This is a genomic window from Photorhabdus kleinii, assembly GCF_025384885.1.
GTDB classification, from domain to species: Bacteria; Pseudomonadota; Gammaproteobacteria; order Enterobacterales; family Enterobacteriaceae; genus Photorhabdus; species Photorhabdus kayaii.
This window is the reverse complement of record NZ_JAJAFY010000008.1, coordinates 97325-119029: the sequence shown is the minus strand read 5'-3', so window position 1 is coordinate 119029 and position 21705 is coordinate 97325. Positions and strand designations below refer to the sequence as shown.

Below are 21705 nucleotides of genomic sequence, written 5' to 3'. Positions count from 1 at the left end.
CCAATGGATTTCAAGATGCATCGCGACGGCAAGGGAGAGAATCCCCGGGAGCATAGCAAACTATGTGACCGGGGTGAGCGAGTGCAGCCAACAAAGAGGCAACTTGAAAGATAACGGGTATAAGCAGACATATATTCTCTTAGGGAACGATCGGTCATTCTCTTGAAAAAGATGGTGAAAGCGCTATCACTGGAAAATTATAAATTATTAGCAATCGGGTAGGAATATTTAAAAATTACAGCGACAAAGTATTTATAGCGAAATCTAAATGAAGATTGTGTCTGAAAAATACCGAAATTTCGTATTTACAACAAAATATTCCTACAAGGAAATGATAAATTTATGTAAAAATATGAAGAAGATATATACAAGATAACGTAAATAAAGGAAAATTTGACTATAAAATTCCATTAAAAATGGCCCACTAATATCTTTCTGAAATATAAACGCAGATTGATTTGCGGTTTGCGGAAATCTCTACCAAGCACAAAGGAAAGCGTTATGAATGACGAAAGCATTAGATTCTAAGTTATATTTTATCAATACAGTTTCATGCAATGGCTAAAGAGCATTGCAACGCTGTTATTCCAGTAGCACCAATCCTCTACCGGTGAATTTGGCAAAAAAGGCACTTTACCAAGAGGTACAGCGCCTTTTTTAATGAACTAACGGTTAATTAATTAGTTCATGCCATATTTTTTCAATTTCTTACGCAGTGTGCCACGGTTGATGCCCATCATCAGGGCAGCGCGCGTTTGGTTGCCACGGGTGTATTGCATCACCATGTCCAACAATGGCTGTTCCACTTCAGCCAATACCAACTCATACAGATCATTAACATCTTGACCGTTTAATTGAGCAAAATAGTTCTTCAGTGCTTGTTTAACTGAATCACGTAAAGGTTTTTGGGTTACCTGATCTTGTGAATTTACAGTAGCAACGGTTAGTACGTCAGAATTTACGCGTTGTTCGAACATAGTTCTGTCAGCTCTTTTCTTTATATTACGCAAAATTTTCGAAATATGCCCCCAACACCTCCAGCTGTTCGCTGGCATCCTCTATGGTGTTGAATGTGCGCCGGAACTGGTCATCAGGAGCATGTTCCCGGAGATACCAGGATACATGCTTACGTGCTATACGGGCTCCTTTGCCTGGACCATAAAAGTCGTGCAATTCCTGTATATGCTCGTTCATTAAACGCTGCACTTCGCCAATCGGCATCGGTGACAGCAGTTCTCCTGTTGCCAGATAGTGCTGGATTTCCCGGAAGATCCAGGGTCTTCCCTGAGCAGCGCGGCCTATCATCAGGGCATCAGCCCCGGTGTATTCAAGCACTGCTCTGGCCTTAAGCGGGTCAGTAATGTCACCATTGGCAATAACCGGGATGGCAACAGTCTGCTTAGCTGTCCGAATATTGTCGTACTCTGCCTCTCCGTTAAACAAACAGGCACGAGTCCTGCCGTGGATCGTCAGAGCTTGGATACCACAATGCTCGGCCAATTGGGCAATCTTTACACAGTTTCGTTCTTCTGGCGACCATCCAGTGCGGATTTTCAGCGTAACAGGAACATCTACTGCGTTTACAACGGCAGAAAGAATTTTTTCCACCAATTCAGGGTAACGTAGTAAAGCCGAGCCTGCTAGCTTACGATTCACTTTCTTGGCTGGACACCCCATGTTGATATCAATGATCTGAGCACCATTAGCGACGTTGATCTTCGCTGCCGCTGCCATTTCATTGGGATCACTGCCAGCAATTTGCACGGAACGAATCCCCGGTTCGTCACTGTGAACCATACGTAGCCGGGATTTGTCTGTCTTCCAGACCTGTGGGTTGGAAGAAAGCATTTCCGATACTGTCATACCTGCACCCATTTTGTAACATAGTGACCGAAACGGGCGGTCAGTTATGCCAGCCATTGGGGCCGCAATAAGACAGTTTTTCAGCTGGTATTGTCCGATACGCATAGACGAAGAAAGAGTGGCCATACTGTGACTGCAAGGGCGCGTATATTACGCATTTTTCGCAAAATATGAAAGGCCAAACTTTGAGCAAATCGTCATTTGTCACAACTTTTTTCCAGCTTTTCTTCTGTGGTAAATATAATTATTCATAAATAACATGGTGTTATATGTTATTGGTAAAGTTTATCACTTAGGATTTTTCTACCAGCAAGTTTGCTGACAGCACGGATTATCATCAATAAGCGATCAAAATTTGCACTTGAAATTATAACAAAATAAAATAATTTTAATTTGTTGTTATTTTTACCCCAGATATCCGGCACCATTCTTCCTGTTCCGCAACCGGATCGATTACAAATTTATCAGTATAGGCCTGAATAACACTTTCTGCTTGGTTTGTTAAAATGCCCGATAGACCTAACAGGCCACCCGGTTTTGGTAATGCGCCAATCACAGGGGCGAGTTCACGCAGAGGGCCTGCCAAAATATTAGCAATTACTACATCAGATTCAAGATCGGTTGGTGCATCTTTCGCCAAATATAGCGTTAAACGCTCCAGAACGCCATTACGTTCTGCGTTGTCTCGGCTGGCCTGAATAGCTTGTGGGTCGATATCTATGCCAATAGCGTGTGTTGCACCGAGCTTTAGCGCAGCAATTGCGAGTATGCCGGAGCCGCAACCAAAATCGATAACCGTTTTACCTTCCAGATTGAGGCTGTCTAGCCATTGCAGGCATAACGATGTGGTTGGGTGAGTACCTGTACCAAAAGCCAGTCCAGGGTCTAGCATAACGTTGACAGCATCTGGATCAGGGACGTCGCGCCAGCTTGGACAGATCCATAAGCGATTGCCAAAACGCATTGGGTGGAAGTTATCCATCCATTCACGTTCCCAATCTTTGTCTTCCAACTGCTCGATCTTATGAATAAATCCTTTACCTAACTCAGGAACTTGTTCGAGCTGGCTGATCACAGCTTTCATATCGGTTTCAGCATCATACAGTCCGATGACATCAGTATCTCCCCATAAACGGGTCTCGCCCGGTAAAGGTTCGAATACAGGGTTATCGTGGCTGTCTTGAAAGGTGACGGAGACTGCGCCATTTTCTATCAGAGTATCTCCAAGGGATTCAGCGAGCTGTCCTGTGGTATTTAATCGAAGTTGTATCCAAGGCATAAAAAATTCTCCTTAATTGGAAACGAGTTAAAGTAACTCACTTAATGAGATCTGATCACTTTTTGCGGTAATCGCTGACCGAGGGTATTACCCATCCAAAAAGCCAACAAGCTAAGTAGTAATGATGGCACGATCGGATGGAAGCCCAATAGATGGATATTGAAACTAGCGAGCAGAGTGTAGCTTATTGCCCCTGTAATCATCGAACTGACAGCGCCATAGGCATTGGCTTTTTCCCAATACAGACCCAGTACTAATGGCCAGAGGAATACGGCCTGTAAGCCACCGAAGGCCAATAGATTCAGCCAGATAATCATCTCGGGTGGGCGCCAGGCGGCTAAAAGTAGCAACAAACCAAGAATCAGGGTAGAAAAACTGGAAATTCGGGCCAGTCTTTTTTCCTGTACGATTTGTTGTGGAAACAGGTTTAGGTAGAGATCTTTGACGATTGTGGCAGAAGATTGCAGCAGTTGTGCATTAATTGTGGACATAATGGCGGCCATCGGCGCGGCTAGAAAAATTCCAGCAGCGAATGGTGGCAATACAGTGATCATCAATGTTGGGATCACCTGATCGGGAATGGTCAGATCAGGAATAATGGCTCGACCAATTGCGCCTGCTAGGTGCATACCGAACATGAGGATCGTCATGACGATGGTTCCGATGATGATCCCACGGTGAACAGCTTTGCTATCGCGGTAGGAGATGCAACGAACGGCAGTATGAGGTAATCCAATTACCCCAAAACAGACCAGTATCCAGAACGATGCCATGAAAGGTCCGCTAAGGATATGATCTGCGCCTTGTGGGGAAACCAGCTCAGGATTAATTGTTCGTAATGTGGTGACCGCCTCTGACAGACCTCCTGCCTTATAGATAATCGCCACCAGCAGTAGAACAGTGCCTAGCAACATTACCAGCCCTTGTAGGGCATCATTGAGGACACTCGCTCTGAACCCCCCAAATGCGGTATAGAGAGCGATAGAGATACCGAAAATCATTAATCCAGTGCCATAAGGGATACCCGCAGCAGTTTCTAGCAGGCGTGCGCCGCCAATAAACTGAACGGTCATCGCGCCAATAAAAGCGACTAAAAGACTTAGGCTGGCAAACCAAACCAGAAAACGACTGCCATAACGGGCATACAACATGTCATTAAGAGTAACGGCATTATAGCGGCGGGCGAGAATGGCAAATTTTTTACCTAACACACCCAGAGAAAGCCATATTGCCGGCAACTGAATCAGTGACAGTAATACCCATCCCAGACCATATTTGTAGGCTGCTCCCGGTCCGCCGATGAATGAACTGGCACTGATATAGGTGGCAGTAATGGTCATTGCCAATACAAAGCCGCCCATTGACCGGTTGCCAAGGAAATACTCAGTCAGGAAAGCGCCTTTCTGGTGGCGTCGATAGGCGTAAACTGACAGCAGAAATACCAGTGCTAGATAGCCAAGTAGAGGTAAGATAACTTCACTTTGCATTCTCATCCTCCAGCGGGACTTCTTTGAAAATAAACTTCACCATTAACCAGCAGAGGATGATGAATACAATTGGTAGTAATAAACATGCCATTTCAAACCAGCGAGGTAAGCCAGTGACACCGGGAGCATCACTGGGTAAATAGGCTGTCAATAGCCAGCCAATAAGGTAAGCAAGCGTTAACAATACAGCCCAAAGTGCTTCTTTATGGGATTGAACAAATCGTCTGTCCATTCGTTCTTCCGGTAATTAGATAAATTAGGATGGGAAGGGAAGGATTGTACGGCAAGATGCGAATTTATTCAGGAAAAATGTGATACGAAGTAAGTCATTTGAGTTTTGCTTAAAAACTTTTCTACATGAATAGATTATCTCGTATTCTTGTAGCATAACTCATATAAGGAAATGCGTTTTTATCATATTTTTCCTATAAGATGATGGGTAATGTTATAGACAAATTTAGGTTGTTTATTTATTGGTGACTAATACTGTGAAAAGCAATATGCAATACAATGAAATTAAATTATTACTGATAATAATTTATCTGATATTGGTTATCATAATTTGCTATTGAGGGAAAAATCGAAAATATCGGAAAAACATTTTTATCAATAGTGACATTAGTATAGGTGTAGTTTTACTCATTGAAAAAAATCTAGAAAAATAGGCTGAACGGTAGCTGAATCAATAATAGGGAATAAATAAAGTATGTATGATTATATTATTGTCGGTATTGGTATTGTTGGGCTTGGTGTTGCTAATGCATTGCAGGAAGTTCGGCCTGGCATCAAGATATTGATGTTGGATAAAGAGAACATGCCAGCCAGCCATCAAAGTGGTCACAATAGCAATGTAGTACATTCAGGCATTTATTATAAACCTGGCAGCTTGAAGGCCCGCCTGGCGACGCGTGGTAATAAAACTATGTTCTCTTTTTGTCGCCAGCATGGTTTGTATCATGATCGTTGTGGCAAAGTCATTGTTGCTACACAACCAAAAGAATTACCATTACTGGAAAATCTTTATCAGCGTGGATTGCAAAATGGTCTGGAAGTTAGCCGTCTAAACCGTTTGCAACTCAATGAGCGTGAGCCGCATGTCAACGGATTGGAGGCGTTACTTGTTCCCGATGCTGGTATTGTGAACTATAAAGAGGTGGCTGATAAACTGGCAGAAATTATCCAGCAGCGTTGCGCTACCTTGATTTATGGTCAAATGGTTACTGCCATTAGAGAGAATAGTGACAGAGTAGAAGTTGTTACGCCACAGAATAGTTATCAGGCAAAATGGTTGATTAATTGCGCCGGATTGCATAGCGATCGTATTGCTCGTTTGTCTGGCTATGATATTGGTATGAAGATTATTCCCTTCCGTGGTGAATATTATGTGTTGAATAGTGAAAGAAATTACCTGGTCAACCATTTGATCTATCCAGTACCTAATCCAGATTTTCCTTTTCTTGGTGTACATTTTACCCGTATGTATAACGGTAAACGTGATATTGGTCCAAACGCGGTACTGGCATTTAAGCGTGAAGGCTATAAAATCTATGGTCACCCCCGTTTTTGCAACACAAATTTTGATGTATGGTGGGCTTCGTAAATCTATTCTGCGTCTGGTGAGCAGTCATGCCCGCGCCACGATGAGTTCCGTGCCTGCCGAACCTTAAAAACCGGTCGGCTTCAGAGAGCCATTTTTTATATCAGGTTCATCAGCAGGCCGATATGCCGTTCATGTCATCAATTATCTGTCGTCGCAAAACCAGATGGTAACTGCTTAACTTACTGAGCTAACGCCGTTTTTCGTTGGCTCTTTTATTTAATGAACACCGTCTGATGTGCCGTAACGGCCCAGGCTATTCGTGCCAGTTTGTTCGCCAGCGCGTACGCCACAACGTTCGAGTGATGGCGGGCAAGCTGCCTGTTCACCCACTCTGCCAGACGCCCTGGATTATGCTCCAGCTGCTGCATAAAGACCCTGGCACACTGCGCCAGCAGCCGCCTCAGATTTTTATCACCCCGCTTGCTGATGCCCATCAATGTCGTTTTTCCACCCGTGCCGTACTGGCGGGGAACCAGCCCTGTTGAAGCCGCAAAGTCACGGCTGCTGGCATAGTTTTTACCGTCCCCCAGCCGCATGGCTAACAGACTCGCCGTTACCGGCCCAACGCCAGGAATGGTCAGCAGGCGTTGCGCGGTTTCATCTTCCGCCAGATGCGTTTTCAGTTCCTTATCGACTTCCTCAATTTCTCCGCTGAGGTAAACATAATGACTGTGGAGTCTGCTCAGAACCCTTGCCAGATAAGGCGGAAAGTCATTTTCTTCCAGCACGGCGGCCAGACGTCGTATCACGGCAATACCGCGCGGCAGACTGACGCCGAACTCCAGCAAAAAAGCGTGCATCTGATTGGTGGTTTTAACGCGTTGCCGTATCAGTGAGTTTCTGACGCGATGGAGGGCGGCCATCGCCTGTTGGTCTTCTGTGCGGGGGGGCACAAAGCGCATGGAGGGCCGGGAAGCTGCCTCGCAGATAGCTTCAGCATCGACAAAATCGTTCTTGTTACTCTTAACAAAAGGACGGACGAACTGCGGAGAAATCAGTTTTGCCTCATGGCCTAAATCAGCGCTCCGGCGAGCCATAAAGTGCGCCCCACCGCAGGACTCCATCACTACGGTTGCAGCCTTGCAGGAACCGAGAAAATTCATAAGCTGAGTGCGGGAAAACTTCTTACGCAGCAGGGCGTTACCCTGCCTGTCCTGACAGTGGACATGGAGGGAATGTTTACCGAGATCGATACCAATAAGCGTAACGTTTTGCATGATGGTTCCCTCTAAAATAAAATACCCTGCTAGCGTACCTCTCACAGGGTGGGTGTGACCATCTTGTATCTTTAATCTGGCAGATCTGAGTGAAATATTGGGCTACCGTGGTTTTTGGAAAATTGCACGTACCTATTTTGGCGAAGGAGTGGCGGAGATGTGCCGTTCATTATGTAAAAAACGGTTTGTCGCTAATGCTCGTTGTCTGATACCTGAACTTAATGCTGAGGATATTGTTTCTGGCCCCGCAGGTGTGCGTGCTCAAGCACTGACTGCCGATGGCAAGCTGGTTGATGATTTTCATATCGTGACGGGTATGCGCTCACTACACGTTTGTAATGCGCCTTCACCAGCAGCGACTGCTTCAATTGAAATAGGTCGTGAAATTGTTCAGCAATATTTGCCTGTGTGAATGTAAAATAGATGAAAAGGAGCGTTTGAACGCTCCTTAAAAACATGCTGATGTCATTAAACCAGTTTTAAGTTTCCTGTAATCCCAGTTTTTTCTCCAGATAGTGGATATTCGTGCCACCATTCTGAAAGTTTTCATCATTCATAATCGTCTGTTGAAGCTCAATATTTGTTTTGATGCCATCAATGATCAATTCTGCCAATGCATTTTTCATACGGGCAATGGCATTGTCACGATTTTCACCGTAAGTAATCAGCTTACCAATCATTGAATCATAGTAAGGGGGAACGGTGTAGCCAGCATAAATATGCGATTCCCAACGTACGCCAAATCCACCCGGTGAGTGGAAGCGGGTAATTTTACCTGGGCTTGGCAGGAATGTGTTCGGATCTTCGGCATTGATACGACACTCAATGGCGTGACCACGAACAACAACATCTTTCTGCTTAATTGAAAGTGGCATACCTGCGGCAATCCGCAACTGCTCTTTAATCAAGTCAACACCGGTAATCATTTCTGTAACGGGATGTTCGACCTGAATACGGGTGTTCATCTCAATGAAGTAGAACTCGCCGTTTTCATACAGGAATTCGAAAGTACCGGCGCCACGATAGCTAATTTCGATACATGCGTTAGCACAACGTTCACCAATACTGCGGCGCATCTCTGGCGTAATACCCGGAGCAGGGGCTTCTTCGACAACTTTCTGGTGACGGCGTTGCATAGAGCAATCACGTTCAGCCAGATAAATTGCTTGACCTTGACCGTCGGCCAATACCTGGATTTCAATATGACGTGGATTCTCAAGGAATTTTTCCATATAAACCATATCGTTATTGAAAGCAGCTTTTGCTTCCGCACGGGTCATATTGATTGATTGTTCCAGATCTTTATCACTGCGGACGACGCGCATACCGCGACCGCCGCCGCCGCCGGATGCTTTGATGATGACAGGATAGCCGATGCGTTTAGCGATGGTTTTGTTTTTCTCTGTGTCATCAGACAATGGACCATCAGAGCCAGGTACACAAGGAACGCCCGCTTTTTTCATCGCATTGATAGCAGAAACCTTATCACCCATCAGGCGGATCGTTTCTGCTTTTGGACCGATAAAAATAAAGCCAGAACGTTCAACCTGTTCAGCAAAATCTGCATTTTCAGACAGAAAACCGTAGCCAGGGTGAATGGCTACTGCGCCAGCGATTTCTGCCGCAGAAATAATCGCAGGGATATTAAGATAGCTTTTTGCAGAAGCTGCCGGGCCGATACAGATAGTTTCATCTGCCAGCAGTACGTGTTTTAAATCACGATCCGCAGAGGAATGTACCGCAACGGTTTTGATCCCTAACTCTTTACAAGCTCGCAGGATACGCAGGGCAATTTCACCACGGTTAGCAATTACAATTTTATCAAGCATGGGAACGCCTCGTTATTCGATGACGACCAATGGCTCGTCAAATTCAACGGGTTGACCGTTTTCCACAAGAATCGCTTTAACCACACCTGCTTTGTCGGCTTCAATCTGATTCATCATTTTCATTGCTTCAACGATGCAGAGGGTATCGCCCACATTGACACGTTGGCCGATTTCGGTAAACGGTTTCGCATCTGGGCTAGGCGTACGATAGAAAGTACCTACCATTGGAGAACGAACAACGTGGCCGTCGATTGCAGCCGATCTGTCGCTGATCGTTTCTGGTAGAGCCTGAGAAGGCGCAACAACGCTAGCCAGCGCAGGTTGTTGCGCTTGGACGGGAATATATTGTTGAGCTGCCGGAAAACTCTGGGGGGCTAATGCGCGGCTGATGCGCACTGACTCTTCCCCTTCAGAAATTTCCAGTTCAGAAATGCCAGATTCTTCAACCAGCTCGATCAGTTTTTTTATCTTACGAATATCCATGAGTGTGATTCCGTACTCTTCTGTTTTATTTAGTTGAGTTTTGACAAGCGGTTTACCGCTGCCTGTAATGCAAAGCTATAGCCATCTACCCCTAAACCGCAGATTACACCAACAGCAAGATCTGAAAGATATGAGTGATGACGAAATGGCTCGCGGGCGTGAACATTGGAGAGGTGGATCTCAATAAATGGGATCTTTACAGTCAGCAATGCATCACGCAGTGCCACGCTGGTATGCGTGAATGCAGCAGGGTTAATCAAGATAAAATCAGTATTACCCTGTGCAGAATGAATTCTATTTATCAGCTCAAATTCTGCGTTGGATTGCAGGTGACTGAATTTGACCCCTGATTGATGGGCTTCTTCAGACAATTTGCTGACGATATCATCAAGCGTTAAGTTGCCATAGATATCAGGTTCCCGGGTTCCTAACATATTCAAGTTAGGGCCATTAAGGAGTAAAATGTGAAACTTGTCTGCCATTGTGCTGGTATCTCCGGCAATTTGTCAACAACTGCCCAACATAATCCTATATTAACGATTTGTCATCTTTTTATAACAGCCACAAGTTCATTTCGGCGATAAAGCGCGACATTATAATGATATCGTAGCATTTAGCAGCTAAATACTGGTCTTATCAGAAAAAATGTCAAGAATAAAACCACTGTACTTTAGAGGCTAATCACAATTCTTAACGAACTCTTACCAATGTACGTCCTGTAACCTGGTTAGCTATCAATTTATTAGCGTATTCCACCGCTTGGTCTAGTGTGATTTCAGTCGTTGCTTGTTGATAAAAAGCAGCAGGTAGTAGCTCTTGCAGACGTTGCCACACGGCGGGGCGTTTGGCTGATGGAACCGTGACCGACTCTACACCTTGCAGGCGTATGTTGCGTAAAATAAATGGCATCACTGTTGTTGGCAGATTTGCATTGCTGGCAAGACCGCAGGCTGCAACGGTACCGTTATAGTGAGTTTGGGCCAGTATTGTTGCCAGTACATTATCGCCTACAGTGTCAATAGCTCCGGCCCAAAGTTGTTTTTCCAATGGGCGAGGCGGTTGGCTAAATTCATGGCGTGGCAAAACCTTTTTTGCCCCTAGGGATAACAAATAGTTATGATTTTCTTGTCTACCGCTAACGGCAACAACGGAATAGCCAAGTTGTGAGAGTAGTGCTATCGCCGTACTTCCTACACCACCACTGGCACCTGTCACAATAACATCACCATTTTCTGGCTTGACGCCACCTTGTTCCAAGGCGATAACACACAGCATTGCGGTAAAGCCAGCAGTACCAATGATCATTGCCTGTCGGCTATCTAAACCAATGGGTAAAGGCGTTAACCATTCCCCTGAAACTCTGGCTTGTTCTGCCAAGCCACCCCAATGATTTTCTCCTACGCCCCAGCCGGTTAATAAAACATGCTGGCCGATATGAAAACGCGGATCTTCTGTGTGGTGTACGATTCCAGAGAAATCAATACCCGGTATCATTGGGAATTGGCGGATAATTTTCCCTTTACCTGTGATTGCCAATGCATCTTTATAGTTCAGAGTTGACCAGTGAATATCGACGGTAACATCCCCCTTGGGAAGATGAGAAGTCTCAACTTCTTCAATGGATGCTGTTAATTGATTCTGTTGTTGTTTGAGTAGCAAGGCTTTCATTGATCGTTCCGTTTTCTGTAATTGATTTTGTCATTAAATAAGAATAGATAAAAATGGGTGATTTACATAAGGAATATAAGAAAAAATAAAGTGTTGATGGATTGTGAAACAGAATCTGTTCACATTTTTTCTATGATGTCGGTATCGGATTTCAGACTATTACCTATCGCAATCTATTTCAGAAAATTCTGTTTTTTATTATTTATTAGCAGAAAGTATTGTATTTTAGTCGCAATTTATTACATCATTAATTTGTTCACTACATAGACTACGTACTTGTAGTTAACTATTGGAAATAGTGAGCAAAAGTGTGGGTCTTATGTGAACTTACAAGAATCGTTACTGGTCAAAAAACAGGAGCGGATTTAGCCGGTTACGGTATCCGTGCCATAATGTTGAATTATGTAAAATCAGGTGGTTCTTGCATTTAGTTATGGAACAATTGGTAAAATTAACCCATTTTTATGCAGTTTTTTTCTGCTCCGTTTGGGAGAAGTAACGTAGAATATCGCTCTGTTGATATGAATAACGTAGCCACTTTTTTATTGAAGCAAGTGCTTGTGTGCCTTGTCGCTGCTTCATGTGGTTGGTAGAGTAGACGGGTTTCGTTCCGTCCCCAGCTTGCAGGATTATCCTTTCGCTATGTTTAAAAAATTTCGTGGCATGTTTTCCAACGACTTGTCTATTGACTTGGGTACCGCCAATACCCTTATTTATGTCAAAGGTCAGGGTATTGTATTGAATGAACCTTCTGTCGTCGCAATCCGTCAGGATCGTGCTGGTTCATCGAAAAGTGTTGCTGCCGTTGGGCAGGAAGCAAAGCAAATGCTGGGTCGAACACCGGGTAATATTGCGGCAATTCGTCCGATGAAAGATGGGGTGATTGCCGATTTTTATGTTACAGAGAAGATGCTGCAACACTTTATTAAGCAAGTTCATAGCAACAGTTTCATGCGTCCAAGCCCGCGAGTTTTGGTTTGTGTACCGGTTGGTGCAACTCAGGTTGAGCGTCGGGCAATCCGTGAATCTGCACTCAGTGCTGGCGCTCGTGAAGTATTTTTGATTGAAGAACCTATGGCTGCGGCGATTGGTGCAGGCTTACCTGTTTCTGAAGCCACGGGTTCAATGGTTGTGGATATTGGTGGTGGCACTACGGAAGTGGCGGTTATCTCTTTGAACGGGGTTGTTTATTCATCTTCTGTACGTATCGGTGGTGATCGTTTTGATGAGGCTATTATCAATTACGTTCGTCGTAATTATGGTTCACTGATTGGTGAAGCAACGGCTGAGCGTATTAAGCACACGATCGGTTCTGCTTATCCTGGTGATGAAATGCTGGAGATTGAAGTTCGTGGTCGTAACTTGGCTGAAGGTGTGCCACGTGGCTTTACGCTTAACTCCAATGAAATTCTTGAAGCTCTGCAAGAGCCTTTAACGGGTATTGTCAGTGCTGTCATGGTCGCTCTTGAGCAGTGTCCTCCAGAATTGGCTTCCGATATTTCAGAACGAGGTATGATCTTGACCGGGGGTGGTGCATTATTGCGCAATCTTGATCGTTTACTGATAGAGGAAACCGGTATTCCTGTCATTGTTGCGGAAGATCCATTGACGTGTGTTGCTCGTGGTGGCGGGAAAGCACTTGAAATGATCGACATGCATGGCGGTGAACTCTTCAGCGAGGAGTGAGTGTTAACTTGCAAGTGAGGGGGGAATGACGGGCAGCTCAGACCTCCTTGCGATTGCTGTCTGGGAATTCCATTGTTTATGAAACAGTACAGTTTGGAATAGCGCAGCTTATGAAGCCAATTTTTAGCAGAGGGCCTTCCCTGCAATTACGACTTTTCTTTGCTGTTATTGTTGCCATTGCTTTGGTTGTGGCAGACAGCCGCCTTGATGCTCTCAGTAAAGTCCGTAATTATATGGATACGGTAGTCAGTCCATTTTATTTTCTCGCCAATGGCCCGCGTCAAGTGCTTGATGGTGTGTCAGAAACCCTTGCTTCCCGTGAACAACTTCGATTGGAAAATCGTGCTTTACGCCAAGAATTATTGATGAAAAATAGCGATATGCTGTTGTTAGGCCAACTTAAACAGGAAAATTCCCGCTTGCGTGAGCTATTGGGATCACCTTTACGTCAGGATGAACACATGATGGTGACGCAGGTGATCTCCGGTAGGGCTAATCCTTATAGTGATCAGGTCGTCATCGATAAGGGATCAAGAGAAGGTGTTTATGAAGGGCAACCTGTTATCAGTGATAAAGGCATTGTTGGTCAGGTTGTTGCTGTTAGTCAGTTTACTAGCCGGGTATTACTGATTTGTGATACGACTCATGCTTTACCAATCCAAGTCTTACGTAATGATATCAGGGCTATTATTGCTGGTGCAGGTTGTACTGATGATTTGCAGTTTGAGTTATTACCGAGCAACACAGATATTCGGGTTGGGGATGTGTTGGTGACTTCTGGGTTAGGGGGTCGTTTCCCGGAAGGTTATCCGGTTGCGGTGGTTTCGTCAGTTAAAGTCGATAATCAACGGGCTTATACTGTGATTCATGCTCGGCCAACGGCAGAATTACAGCGTTTGCGTTATTTGTTGTTGTTGTGGGGGGCAGATAATAATCCATCCGAACCATTGCCGCCATCAGAGGTTTATCGTGTAGCCAACGAACGTTTAATGCAAATGATGCCTCAGGTATTGCCACATGCAAATGAAATGGGACCACCTGCGCCATCGTCTGTTTCTGATGAATCAACCAAGACAACAGAAAGAGTAAAAGGTGCTGAATCGACAATAACGTCGGCTAAATTTATAAATTCGGGAAATCGTTAATGAATCAATACCGGAGTCATGGGCGTTGGATCATTTGGGTATCTTTCTTGATTGCAATGGTGCTGCAAATTATGCCGTGGCCGGAGCAAATTTATATGTATCGGCCAACTTGGTCGGCACTATTGTTGATTTATTGGGTGATGGCGTTACCGCATAGAGTCAGTGTTGGTACCGGTTTTATATTGGGGATCATCGTGGATTTGATTCAGGGAGCGACACTGGGTGTTAATGCTTTGGCTTACAGCCTTGTGAGTTATTTGGTGTCATTTAAGTTTCAATTATTTCGCAATATGGCACTTTGGCAGCAGGCTTTGGTTGTCATTGCTTTATCGGTACTGATGGATCTCAGCGTTTTTTGGGCAGAATTTTTGTTATCAAATGTTGCTTTTCATCCAGAAGTATTCTGGAACAGTTTGGTCAATGGTATTCTTTGGCCGTGGTTGTTCCTGTTAATGCGAAAAATCCGTCGTCAGTTTAATGTACATTAGTGGTCGGATCGCCGTTTTTAATGTCCTGACAGAGCTTATTCCAGCAGGCGTTACTGATGCAGGCCATTCTTTCCAATAACTTGAGGATACGAGTAGTGTGTATAACCGGAGCGTACATAATGTACGTGAGGATTAAGCTCTGCTCTAGGTTCAAAATGGCAAATGAAATAGCCTAATGAGATAGGTAGTAGTAAGGACGAGATCATCATGAAAACCCTTTATCTGGCTTCCTGCTCACCAAGGCGGCGTGAGCTGGTTGAATTATTGGACTTTAAATTTGAAATTCTTTCTCCTCAGGTAAAGGAGCAATGGCAAGAGGGTGAAACTCCGCGTCAGTATGTCAGCCGATTAGCAAAAGATAAATCTCTAGCGGGAGTTGCTATTGCACCAGAGGATTTTCTGGTGTTGGGAGCGGATACTGTTGTTGTATTGAATGGTAAGATTCTCGAAAAACCACGTAGCGAGCAACATGCTGTTGCAATGCTCAGTGCACTTTCCGGTCAGAGTCATCAGGTGATGACAGCTATTGCTTTATCAGATAGTCAGCGTACCTTAAGTGATATAGTCATTACAGATGTAACCTTTCGCCAATTATCCACGCAGGAAATTTTGGATTATGTAGCAACCGGTGAGCCGATGGACAAAGCGGGGGCTTATGGTATTCAGGGAAAAGCAGGTTGCTTTGTTAAAACGCTGAATGGCAGTTATCACTCGGTTGTTGGTCTGCCATTGGTGGAAACGCACGAATTAATCACAAAGTTTTTTGCGTTAGTTGATGGGAAGGGGAACATATGACAGCAGAGTTATTAGTCAACATCACACCATCCGAAACGCGCGTTGCCTACATTGATGGTGGGATTTTGCAAGAAATCCATATTGAAAGGGAAGCCAAAAGGGGAATTGTCGGCAATATTTATAAAGGTCGTGTAAGTCGGGTATTACCAGGAATGCAGGCTGCTTTTGTTGATATTGGGCTGGAAAAAGCCGCCTTTCTTCATGCCTCAGATATTATGCCTCATACGGAATGTATTGCCGGTGAGGAGCAAAAGAACTTTCATGTTAAAGATATTGCTGAGTTGGTTCGCCAGGGACAAGATTTAATGGTTCAGGTAGTGAAAGATCCCCTTGGTACCAAAGGCGCTCGGCTAACTACCGATATTACCTTACCTTCCCGTTATCTTGTATTTATGCCCGGTGCATCTCATGTTGGGGTTTCACAACGTATTGAAAGTGAAGAAGAGCGTAATCGCCTGAAAAATATTGTTGCTGATTATTGTGATGAACATGGTGGTTTCATTATTCGGACGGCTGCCGAGGGTGTTGGTGACGAAGAATTAGCTCAGGATGCGGCTTTCTTGAAACGATTGTGGAGTAAGGTGATGGAGCGTAAAAAGCGCAATGTCACTAAAAATAAACTTTATGGCGAATTGGCTCTGGCCCACCGTATTTTGCGTGATTTCGCCGGCGCGGCCCTTGATCGTATTCGTGTAGATTCTCGTTTGACGTTCACTCAGTTACAGGAATTTATTCGCGAATATATTCCTAAAATGACAGCCAGATTGGAGCTTTATAACGGTAGTCAGCCTATTTTCGATCTGTTTGATGTAGAAAATGAAATTCAGCGAGCACTCGATCGCAAAGTTGAATTAAAATCAGGTGGTTATTTGATTATTGACCAAACTGAAGCGATGACCACAATTGATATTAATACCGGCGCATTTGTCGGCCATCGTAATTTGGAAGAAACTATTTTTAATACCAATATTGAGGCGACGCAAGCTATTGCCAGACAATTAAGGCTGCGTAATCTAGGTGGTATTATTATTATCGATTTTATCGATATGAATAGTGAGGAGCATCGCCGACGGGTATTGGCTTCTCTTGAGCAGGCGTTGAGTAAAGATCGTGTTAAAACCACGATTAATGGTTTTTCACAACTTGGGCTGGTGGAAATGACCCGTAAACGGACTCGTGAGAGTATAGAGCATATACTTTGCGACGATTGCCCTACTTGCAAGGGAAAGGGAACGGTAAAATCTGTTGAAACGGTCTGTTATGAGATTATGCGTGAAATTGTGCGTGTGCACCGGGCAGTTGATGCAGATCGTTTCCTTATTTATGCCTCACCCGCAGTGGCCGAAGCGCTGAAAGGGGAGGAATCTCATGCACTGGCGGAAGTGGAGATTTTTGTCGGTAGACAGGTAAAAGTTCAGACAGAACAGCTCTACAGTCAAGAACAATTTGACGTAGTTATGATGTAACCATCTGATTTGCTGACATAACAGCATTGGTAACCAAGGAGATGCGTGTGAGGCGACTGCCGGGAGTATTATTAGCGACAGCCGCAATAGTCATTATCATTGTGGCTTTGCTTGTTAGTGGATTACGTTTTCTACTGCCACATATTAATGATTACCGCCCACAATTATTCGCTAAAATTGAATCAATTATTGGTGTACCTATTGATGCTGGATATATTGCGGGAGAATGGGAATCTTTCGGGCCTGTTTTTGAATTACGTGATATCAGTGTAAAAACTGCAAATGCAGATGTGAAAGCCAAAAAGATCACGGTTGCATTGGATATCTGGTTATCTTTACTAAGAATGCGTTGGAATTTCCGCGATCTTACTTTTTATCAGTTACAAGTAGATTACTATCAACCGCTGTTTAATGATCAAAGCGGTAATATGTTTTCCCAATCGGATCTATTTTCTGATCTGTTTCTGGAGCAGTTTGATCATTTTAATCTGCAAGATAGCCGTTTTACTTTCCTTACTCCTTCTGGTGAACGCGCTGATCTTCTGTTACCACAATTAACCTGGCTAAATAAAGATAATCGTCACCGAGCTCAAGGGAAAATTAGTCTCTCTTCGATCAATAATCAGCATGGGGATATACAAGTTAAATTTGATTTGCATGACACTAATGGCGTATTGGATAACGGTACTATTTATTTACAGGCAGATAATGTTGATGTTCATCCGTGGTTAAGCCATTGGTTGCAGGATAATACTGGGCTGAAGGATGCTGAGTTTAGTTTGTCTAGCTGGATTATGCTGAAAGATGGTCGGATTGATGGTGGTCAACTGCAACTCCGTCAGGGAAAAGCTAATTGGAAAGTTGCTAACAAATCCCACAACCTTTCTGTCAGTGATTTGGTGTTACGAATGCGTCGCCAAGATGGTGGTTGGTTGTTTGATGCACCTGAGCTGGCAAATTTGATCACTGATGGTCAACAATGGCCGTCAGGAAAAGTATCAGTGCTCTATCTGCCGGAAGCCAAGAGAACTGATGGTCATGATCATTGGCGTATCCGGGCAAAAAACATTCAACTTGAACGGCTAAGTAGCATTTTACCGACTTTTTCTTTTTTGACGCCTGATCTTGTGAAGGATTGGCAGCATCGTCAGCCACAAGGATTGGTAAAGTATCTTGCCCTCGATATTACACCCAAAATGGCAGATGATTCCCGAATCAGTATGCAATGGCAGAATGTCAGTTGGCAGCGTTGGCAGGAATTGCCTTCTATTGATAATTTCTCTGGTTTTCTCAATGGCAGCTTGCGGCAAGGCAAACTGAGTTTTGTATTGAAGAATAGTGTCGTTGATTATCGAGATATGTTCCTGGCACCGTTTGAGATATCCCAAAGTCATGGCGAAATACTCTGGCGGCAAGATGAGCGAGGCTTACAACTTTGGAGTCAAGGATTGGATTTGCAGGCGAAGTCATTGTGGGTCAATGGTGATTTTCGTTATCAACAGCCTAAAGAACAGCCTCCTGCGCTGAATATTCTGGCGGGAATACGGGTTTATGATGCAGGTGATGCCTGGAGATATTTTCCAGAATCTTTGATGGGGACATCTCTGACTGACTATCTAACAGCTTCAATTATTAAAGGGCAGATAGAAAACGCGACTTTTGTTTTTCAAGGCAATCCAAAAGATTTCCCATTTGCAAAGAATAATGGCCAGTTTCAAGTTTTTGCTCCATTGCGTCACGCGACTTTTCAGTACCAACCAAATTGGCCGGCATTGCTAGATCTCAATATTGATCTTAATTTCCAGAATAACAGTTTATGGATGCTTGCTCCGCAAACGGCACTTGGTAAAGTGAAAGCTAGCAATGTTTCAGCAGTAATTTCTAATTATCGTAGTAAGAAATTGTTAATCAACGCTGATCTTCTGGGAGATGGCAAAGATATTCATGAATATTTTACCCGTAGTCCGTTAGCAAATTCTGTTGGTGAAACGCTGGATATATTGCAGGTTGGTGGTCAGATTGCTGGTAATTTGCATTTGGATATTCCACTCAATGGTGGCAATGTGGATGCCCGTGGTGAGGTGACTTTAAAAAATAATCACTTGTTGATTAAGCCCCTAGATAGCGAAATGAAAAATGTGAGTGGCCGGTTTCGCTTTGATAATGGTAATTTACAAAGCAGCAAATTATCAGCCCAATGGCTTGGGCAGCCTGTGACGGTTGATTTTTCTACTAAAAGTTTACCCAAAAACTACCGAGTCAATGTTGGTCTGAATGCGCGTTGGGTTGTGGCAAAATTATCTAAATTTTCACCAGCGATTGCTAAAGCGTTTTCTGGCTCTGTTGATTGGGAAGGGAAGGTCGGTGTCAGTTTGCCGTTTCAGGGCAAGCCTCAATATGATATGAAAATCGACGTTGATTTATCACAAGTGGATAGTTACTTATCTGCCCTGAAAGCGGATGAACCGCGTGCTCTTCATATTCTGGCTGATGGTGATATGGAGCAGTTGCAAGTAAAAGGCACTTTGGATAAACAGTATGCATTTAATACTCAATGGCGTCTGGCAGGGAAAAGCACTCAACTGTCACGTGGAATTTTACAAAGCAGCGATAAAATTCCTGATTTGCCTGAAAAATCCCTATTGGAGTTGAATCTTCCGGCAATTGAAGGGGAAGAGTGGTTAGGGCTGATTGCGCCTCTGACTTCAGGTTCTTCATCGGCAGGGATGTCAATGTTGCCACAGCATCTGCATATATCACTTCCATCACTGGATGCGGGGGGACAACGCTGGAATCAGTTATCGTTGGATGTGGAAAAACAGCTTTGGGGAACGCAGATCACTGCTAATAGTCGGGAAATCAACGGTAAACTCAATATCCGTAATAGTGGCTCTTGGCAAATGAATTTGAGTCATCTTTACTATAATCCTCTGCAACATAGCTCTCAGCAAGCTGAATCAGATTTACTTAAGCAATCTCAGGCAGGTACAACTCTGCGTTATTCGTTGAACCAATGGCCTTCATTAGACATCATCTGTTCTGAATGTTGGATTATGGGATTGAAGCTTGGGAAGGTGTCTGGTTCCCTGATTCCAGAAGGTAATTCGCTGGTATTAAGAGATGGAATAGTAGAAAACAGTGTCAGCAAACTAACTTTGGCAGGTCGTTGGCAAGAAGGGGCTGTAGGGAATAATACTCGTATCATGGGGCAATTTTCTGGTGAAAAGTTTGATGAGATGGCATCTTACCTTGGTATAGTCGTACCGATTGTAAATTCACCGTTTACCTTCCGTTTTGATTTTAATTGGTGGGATATACCATGGAAACCCAATTTCCAGACGATGAATGGCAATCTTGAAAGTGACTTAGGCAAAGGTGCTATTGAAAAATTGGGGGGAGGAAGTGCTGGTCAGTTACTAAAATTAGTCAGTTTTGATGCTCTGTTACGTAAATTACAGCTCGATTTTAGCGATACCTTTAGCCAGGATTTTGAATTTGATTCAATTCGTGGTGATGTTTCAGTAAAAAATGGGATACTCAAGACTGAAAACTTACGGGTTGATGGGTTGATTGCCGATGTGATAACGAAAGGTGAGATCGATCTTGTTCGCCAACAGATCAATATAGAAGCCATCGTCACGCCGGAGATTTCTGCTACTGTGGGGGTAGCAACGGCTTTTGTCATCAATCCGATGGCAGGTGCTGCATTATTCGCAGCGACCAAGGTTTTGGGGCCGTTATGGAATAAGATATCCGTTATTCGTTACCGGATTACTGGTAATCTTGAACAACCGAAAATTGATGAAGTTCTGCGTCAGCTTAAGGAGAATAGAGGAACATGAGAAACGTTAATGTTGCACTCTTGCAGTTATGTAGCGGTGAGAATATCAAACATAATTTGGCGCAAATTGAACAACAAATTAAGCAGTTGCCGGATACTATCAAGTTTGTCATGACCCCGGAAAATGCATTGTTGTTTGCTAATGCTGATAGCTATCGTAGGCATGCAGAACAACAGGGTCATGGGCCTTTGCAGCAAGCTGTCAGTGAGATTGCACGCTGTTATGGTGTTTGGTTATTAATCGGTTCTATGCCGCTTATCAGTCGTGAAAATCCTGAACGGCTCACCAGTAGTAGCCTGTTGTTTGATGATCAGGGTAAGATTTGCGCACGTTACGACAAAATCCATATGTTTGATGTCAATATTAATGATGAACATGGATCATATAATGAATCATCTGTTTTCCAGCGTGGGGAACATATTACCGTTGTAGATACACCTGTTGGTCGTCTCGGAATGACCATATGTTATGATCTGCGCTTCCCAGGGTTGTTTCAGGCATTACGTGAGCAAGGCGCTGAGTTGATATCTGTTCCTGCGGCATTTACTCGTTTAACAGGAAAAGCACATTGGGAGCCACTGCTGCGGGCTCGCGCTATTGAAAACCAGTGTATTTTGTTAGCGCCAGCTCAGGTTGGTGTACATGGAACCCGTCAGACGTGGGGTCACTCAATGGCAGTGGATGGTTGGGGGAAAGTGATTAAGAAAAACCCCGATGCAGTCAGTGCACTACAACTGAATATCAGGGCAGATAGCTTGAAGATTATGCGTGAGCAGATGAAGGTGGTGAAACATAACCGCTTTCGACCACAGTTGACTTCCTTGATTGAAAAAATACCGCAAATTAAAGAGTAGCAA

At 44.0% G+C, this 21705-nt stretch carries 19 protein-coding genes; 9 read left to right on the top strand and 10 right to left on the bottom strand.

Features of this window, described 5'->3' with window-relative positions:
* Positions 1-680: 680 nt before the first annotated feature.
* From fis to LG003_RS07195, 5 genes are all read right to left on the bottom strand, one after another.
* Entirely contained in the window at positions 681-977 is a 297-nt protein-coding gene (gene fis, locus LG003_RS07215) for a DNA-binding transcriptional regulator Fis (protein WP_010847912.1), read from the bottom strand.
* Positions 978-1002: 25 nt separating this feature from the next.
* Positions 1003-1968, bottom strand: a complete 966-nt coding sequence (gene dusB, locus LG003_RS07210) for a tRNA dihydrouridine synthase DusB (RefSeq protein WP_112879751.1) — start codon at positions 1966-1968, stop codon at positions 1003-1005.
* Between the two features lie 283 nt (positions 1969-2251).
* Positions 2252-3142 carry a 50S ribosomal protein L11 methyltransferase gene (prmA, locus tag LG003_RS07205; protein WP_112879752.1) on the bottom strand — a complete coding sequence of 297 codons (891 nt, stop codon included), beginning with the start codon at positions 3140-3142 and terminating at the stop codon, positions 2252-2254.
* Positions 3143-3183: 41 nt separating this feature from the next.
* Positions 3184-4629, bottom strand: coding sequence for a sodium/pantothenate symporter (panF, locus tag LG003_RS07200; RefSeq protein WP_262980429.1), 1446 nt, complete (start codon positions 4627-4629; stop codon positions 3184-3186).
* Positions 4619-4861: a YhdT family protein gene (locus tag LG003_RS07195; RefSeq protein WP_262980428.1), complete on the bottom strand. Its 243-nt coding sequence runs from the start codon at positions 4859-4861 to the stop codon at positions 4619-4621. The genes panF and LG003_RS07195 overlap by 11 nt, the downstream gene beginning before the upstream one ends.
* A gap of 474 nt (positions 4862-5335) precedes the next feature.
* Here LG003_RS07195 and lhgO point away from each other — a divergent pair, with 474 nt between their 5' ends.
* Positions 5336-6229, top strand: coding sequence for an L-2-hydroxyglutarate oxidase (gene lhgO / locus LG003_RS07190; protein ID WP_262980427.1), 894 nt, complete (start codon positions 5336-5338; stop codon positions 6227-6229).
* Positions 6230-6441: 212 nt separating this feature from the next.
* Here the strand turns inward: lhgO and LG003_RS07185 are convergent, their stop codons facing one another.
* The gene (locus tag LG003_RS07185) at positions 6442-7446 is read right to left on the bottom strand and encodes an IS110 family transposase (RefSeq protein WP_262980426.1); all 1005 of its coding nucleotides are present in this window, start codon (positions 7444-7446) and stop codon (positions 6442-6444) included.
* A gap of 157 nt (positions 7447-7603) precedes the next feature.
* On the opposite strand from LG003_RS07185, the gene LG003_RS07180 reads away from it, so the two are divergent.
* The gene (locus LG003_RS07180; protein WP_240000857.1) at positions 7604-7858 is read left to right on the top strand and encodes a hypothetical protein; all 255 of its coding nucleotides are present in this window, start codon (positions 7604-7606) and stop codon (positions 7856-7858) included.
* 67 nt (positions 7859-7925) lie between these two features.
* Here LG003_RS07180 and accC read toward each other — a convergent pair whose 3' ends face one another.
* The 4 genes from accC to acuI all read right to left on the bottom strand — a co-directional run bounded on the left by accC (position 7926) and on the right by acuI (position 11426).
* Complete coding sequence (gene accC / locus LG003_RS07175) at positions 7926-9275, bottom strand: acetyl-CoA carboxylase biotin carboxylase subunit (RefSeq protein ID WP_112879262.1); 1350 nt, start codon at positions 9273-9275, stop codon at positions 7926-7928.
* Positions 9276-9287: 12 nt separating this feature from the next.
* Positions 9288-9758, bottom strand: coding sequence for an acetyl-CoA carboxylase biotin carboxyl carrier protein (accB, locus tag LG003_RS07170; RefSeq protein WP_112879261.1), 471 nt, complete (start codon positions 9756-9758; stop codon positions 9288-9290).
* A gap of 29 nt (positions 9759-9787) precedes the next feature.
* Positions 9788-10240 carry a type II 3-dehydroquinate dehydratase gene (gene aroQ, locus LG003_RS07165; protein ID WP_112879260.1) on the bottom strand — a complete coding sequence of 151 codons (453 nt, stop codon included), beginning with the start codon at positions 10238-10240 and terminating at the stop codon, positions 9788-9790.
* Between the two features lie 208 nt (positions 10241-10448).
* Entirely contained in the window at positions 10449-11426 is a 978-nt protein-coding gene (gene acuI, locus LG003_RS07160) for an acrylyl-CoA reductase (NADPH) (protein WP_112879259.1), read from the bottom strand.
* A gap of 642 nt (positions 11427-12068) precedes the next feature.
* Between acuI and mreB the strand changes: the two genes are divergently transcribed.
* The 7 genes from mreB to nit1 all read left to right on the top strand — a co-directional run bounded on the left by mreB (position 12069) and on the right by nit1 (position 21702).
* Positions 12069-13112 (top strand): rod shape-determining protein MreB, encoded by a 1044-nt coding sequence (gene mreB / locus LG003_RS07155; protein WP_011148194.1) that lies wholly within the window; start codon positions 12069-12071, stop codon positions 13110-13112.
* Between the two features lie 110 nt (positions 13113-13222).
* Positions 13223-14257 (top strand): rod shape-determining protein MreC, encoded by a 1035-nt coding sequence (gene mreC / locus LG003_RS07150; RefSeq protein WP_112879258.1) that lies wholly within the window; start codon positions 13223-13225, stop codon positions 14255-14257.
* Entirely contained in the window at positions 14257-14745 is a 489-nt protein-coding gene (gene mreD, locus LG003_RS07145; RefSeq protein WP_112879257.1) for a rod shape-determining protein MreD, read from the top strand. The genes mreC and mreD overlap by 1 nt, the downstream gene beginning before the upstream one ends.
* Before the next feature lie 207 nt (positions 14746-14952).
* Positions 14953-15540 carry a Maf family protein gene (locus LG003_RS07140; RefSeq protein WP_112879256.1) on the top strand — a complete coding sequence of 196 codons (588 nt, stop codon included), beginning with the start codon at positions 14953-14955 and terminating at the stop codon, positions 15538-15540.
* On the top strand, positions 15537-17006 hold the full coding sequence (gene rng, locus LG003_RS07135) for a ribonuclease G (RefSeq protein ID WP_112879255.1): 1470 nt from the start codon (positions 15537-15539) through the stop codon (positions 17004-17006). Before LG003_RS07140 ends, rng begins: the two co-directional genes overlap by 4 nt.
* Positions 17007-17053: 47 nt before the next feature.
* Entirely contained in the window at positions 17054-20848 is a 3795-nt protein-coding gene (yhdP, locus tag LG003_RS07130; RefSeq protein ID WP_262980425.1) for an AsmA2 domain-containing protein YhdP, read from the top strand.
* Positions 20845-21702, top strand: a complete 858-nt coding sequence (gene nit1 / locus LG003_RS07125) for a deaminated glutathione amidase (protein WP_262980424.1) — start codon at positions 20845-20847, stop codon at positions 21700-21702. The genes yhdP and nit1 overlap by 4 nt, the downstream gene beginning before the upstream one ends.
* The last annotated feature ends 3 nt before the right edge of the window (positions 21703-21705 follow it).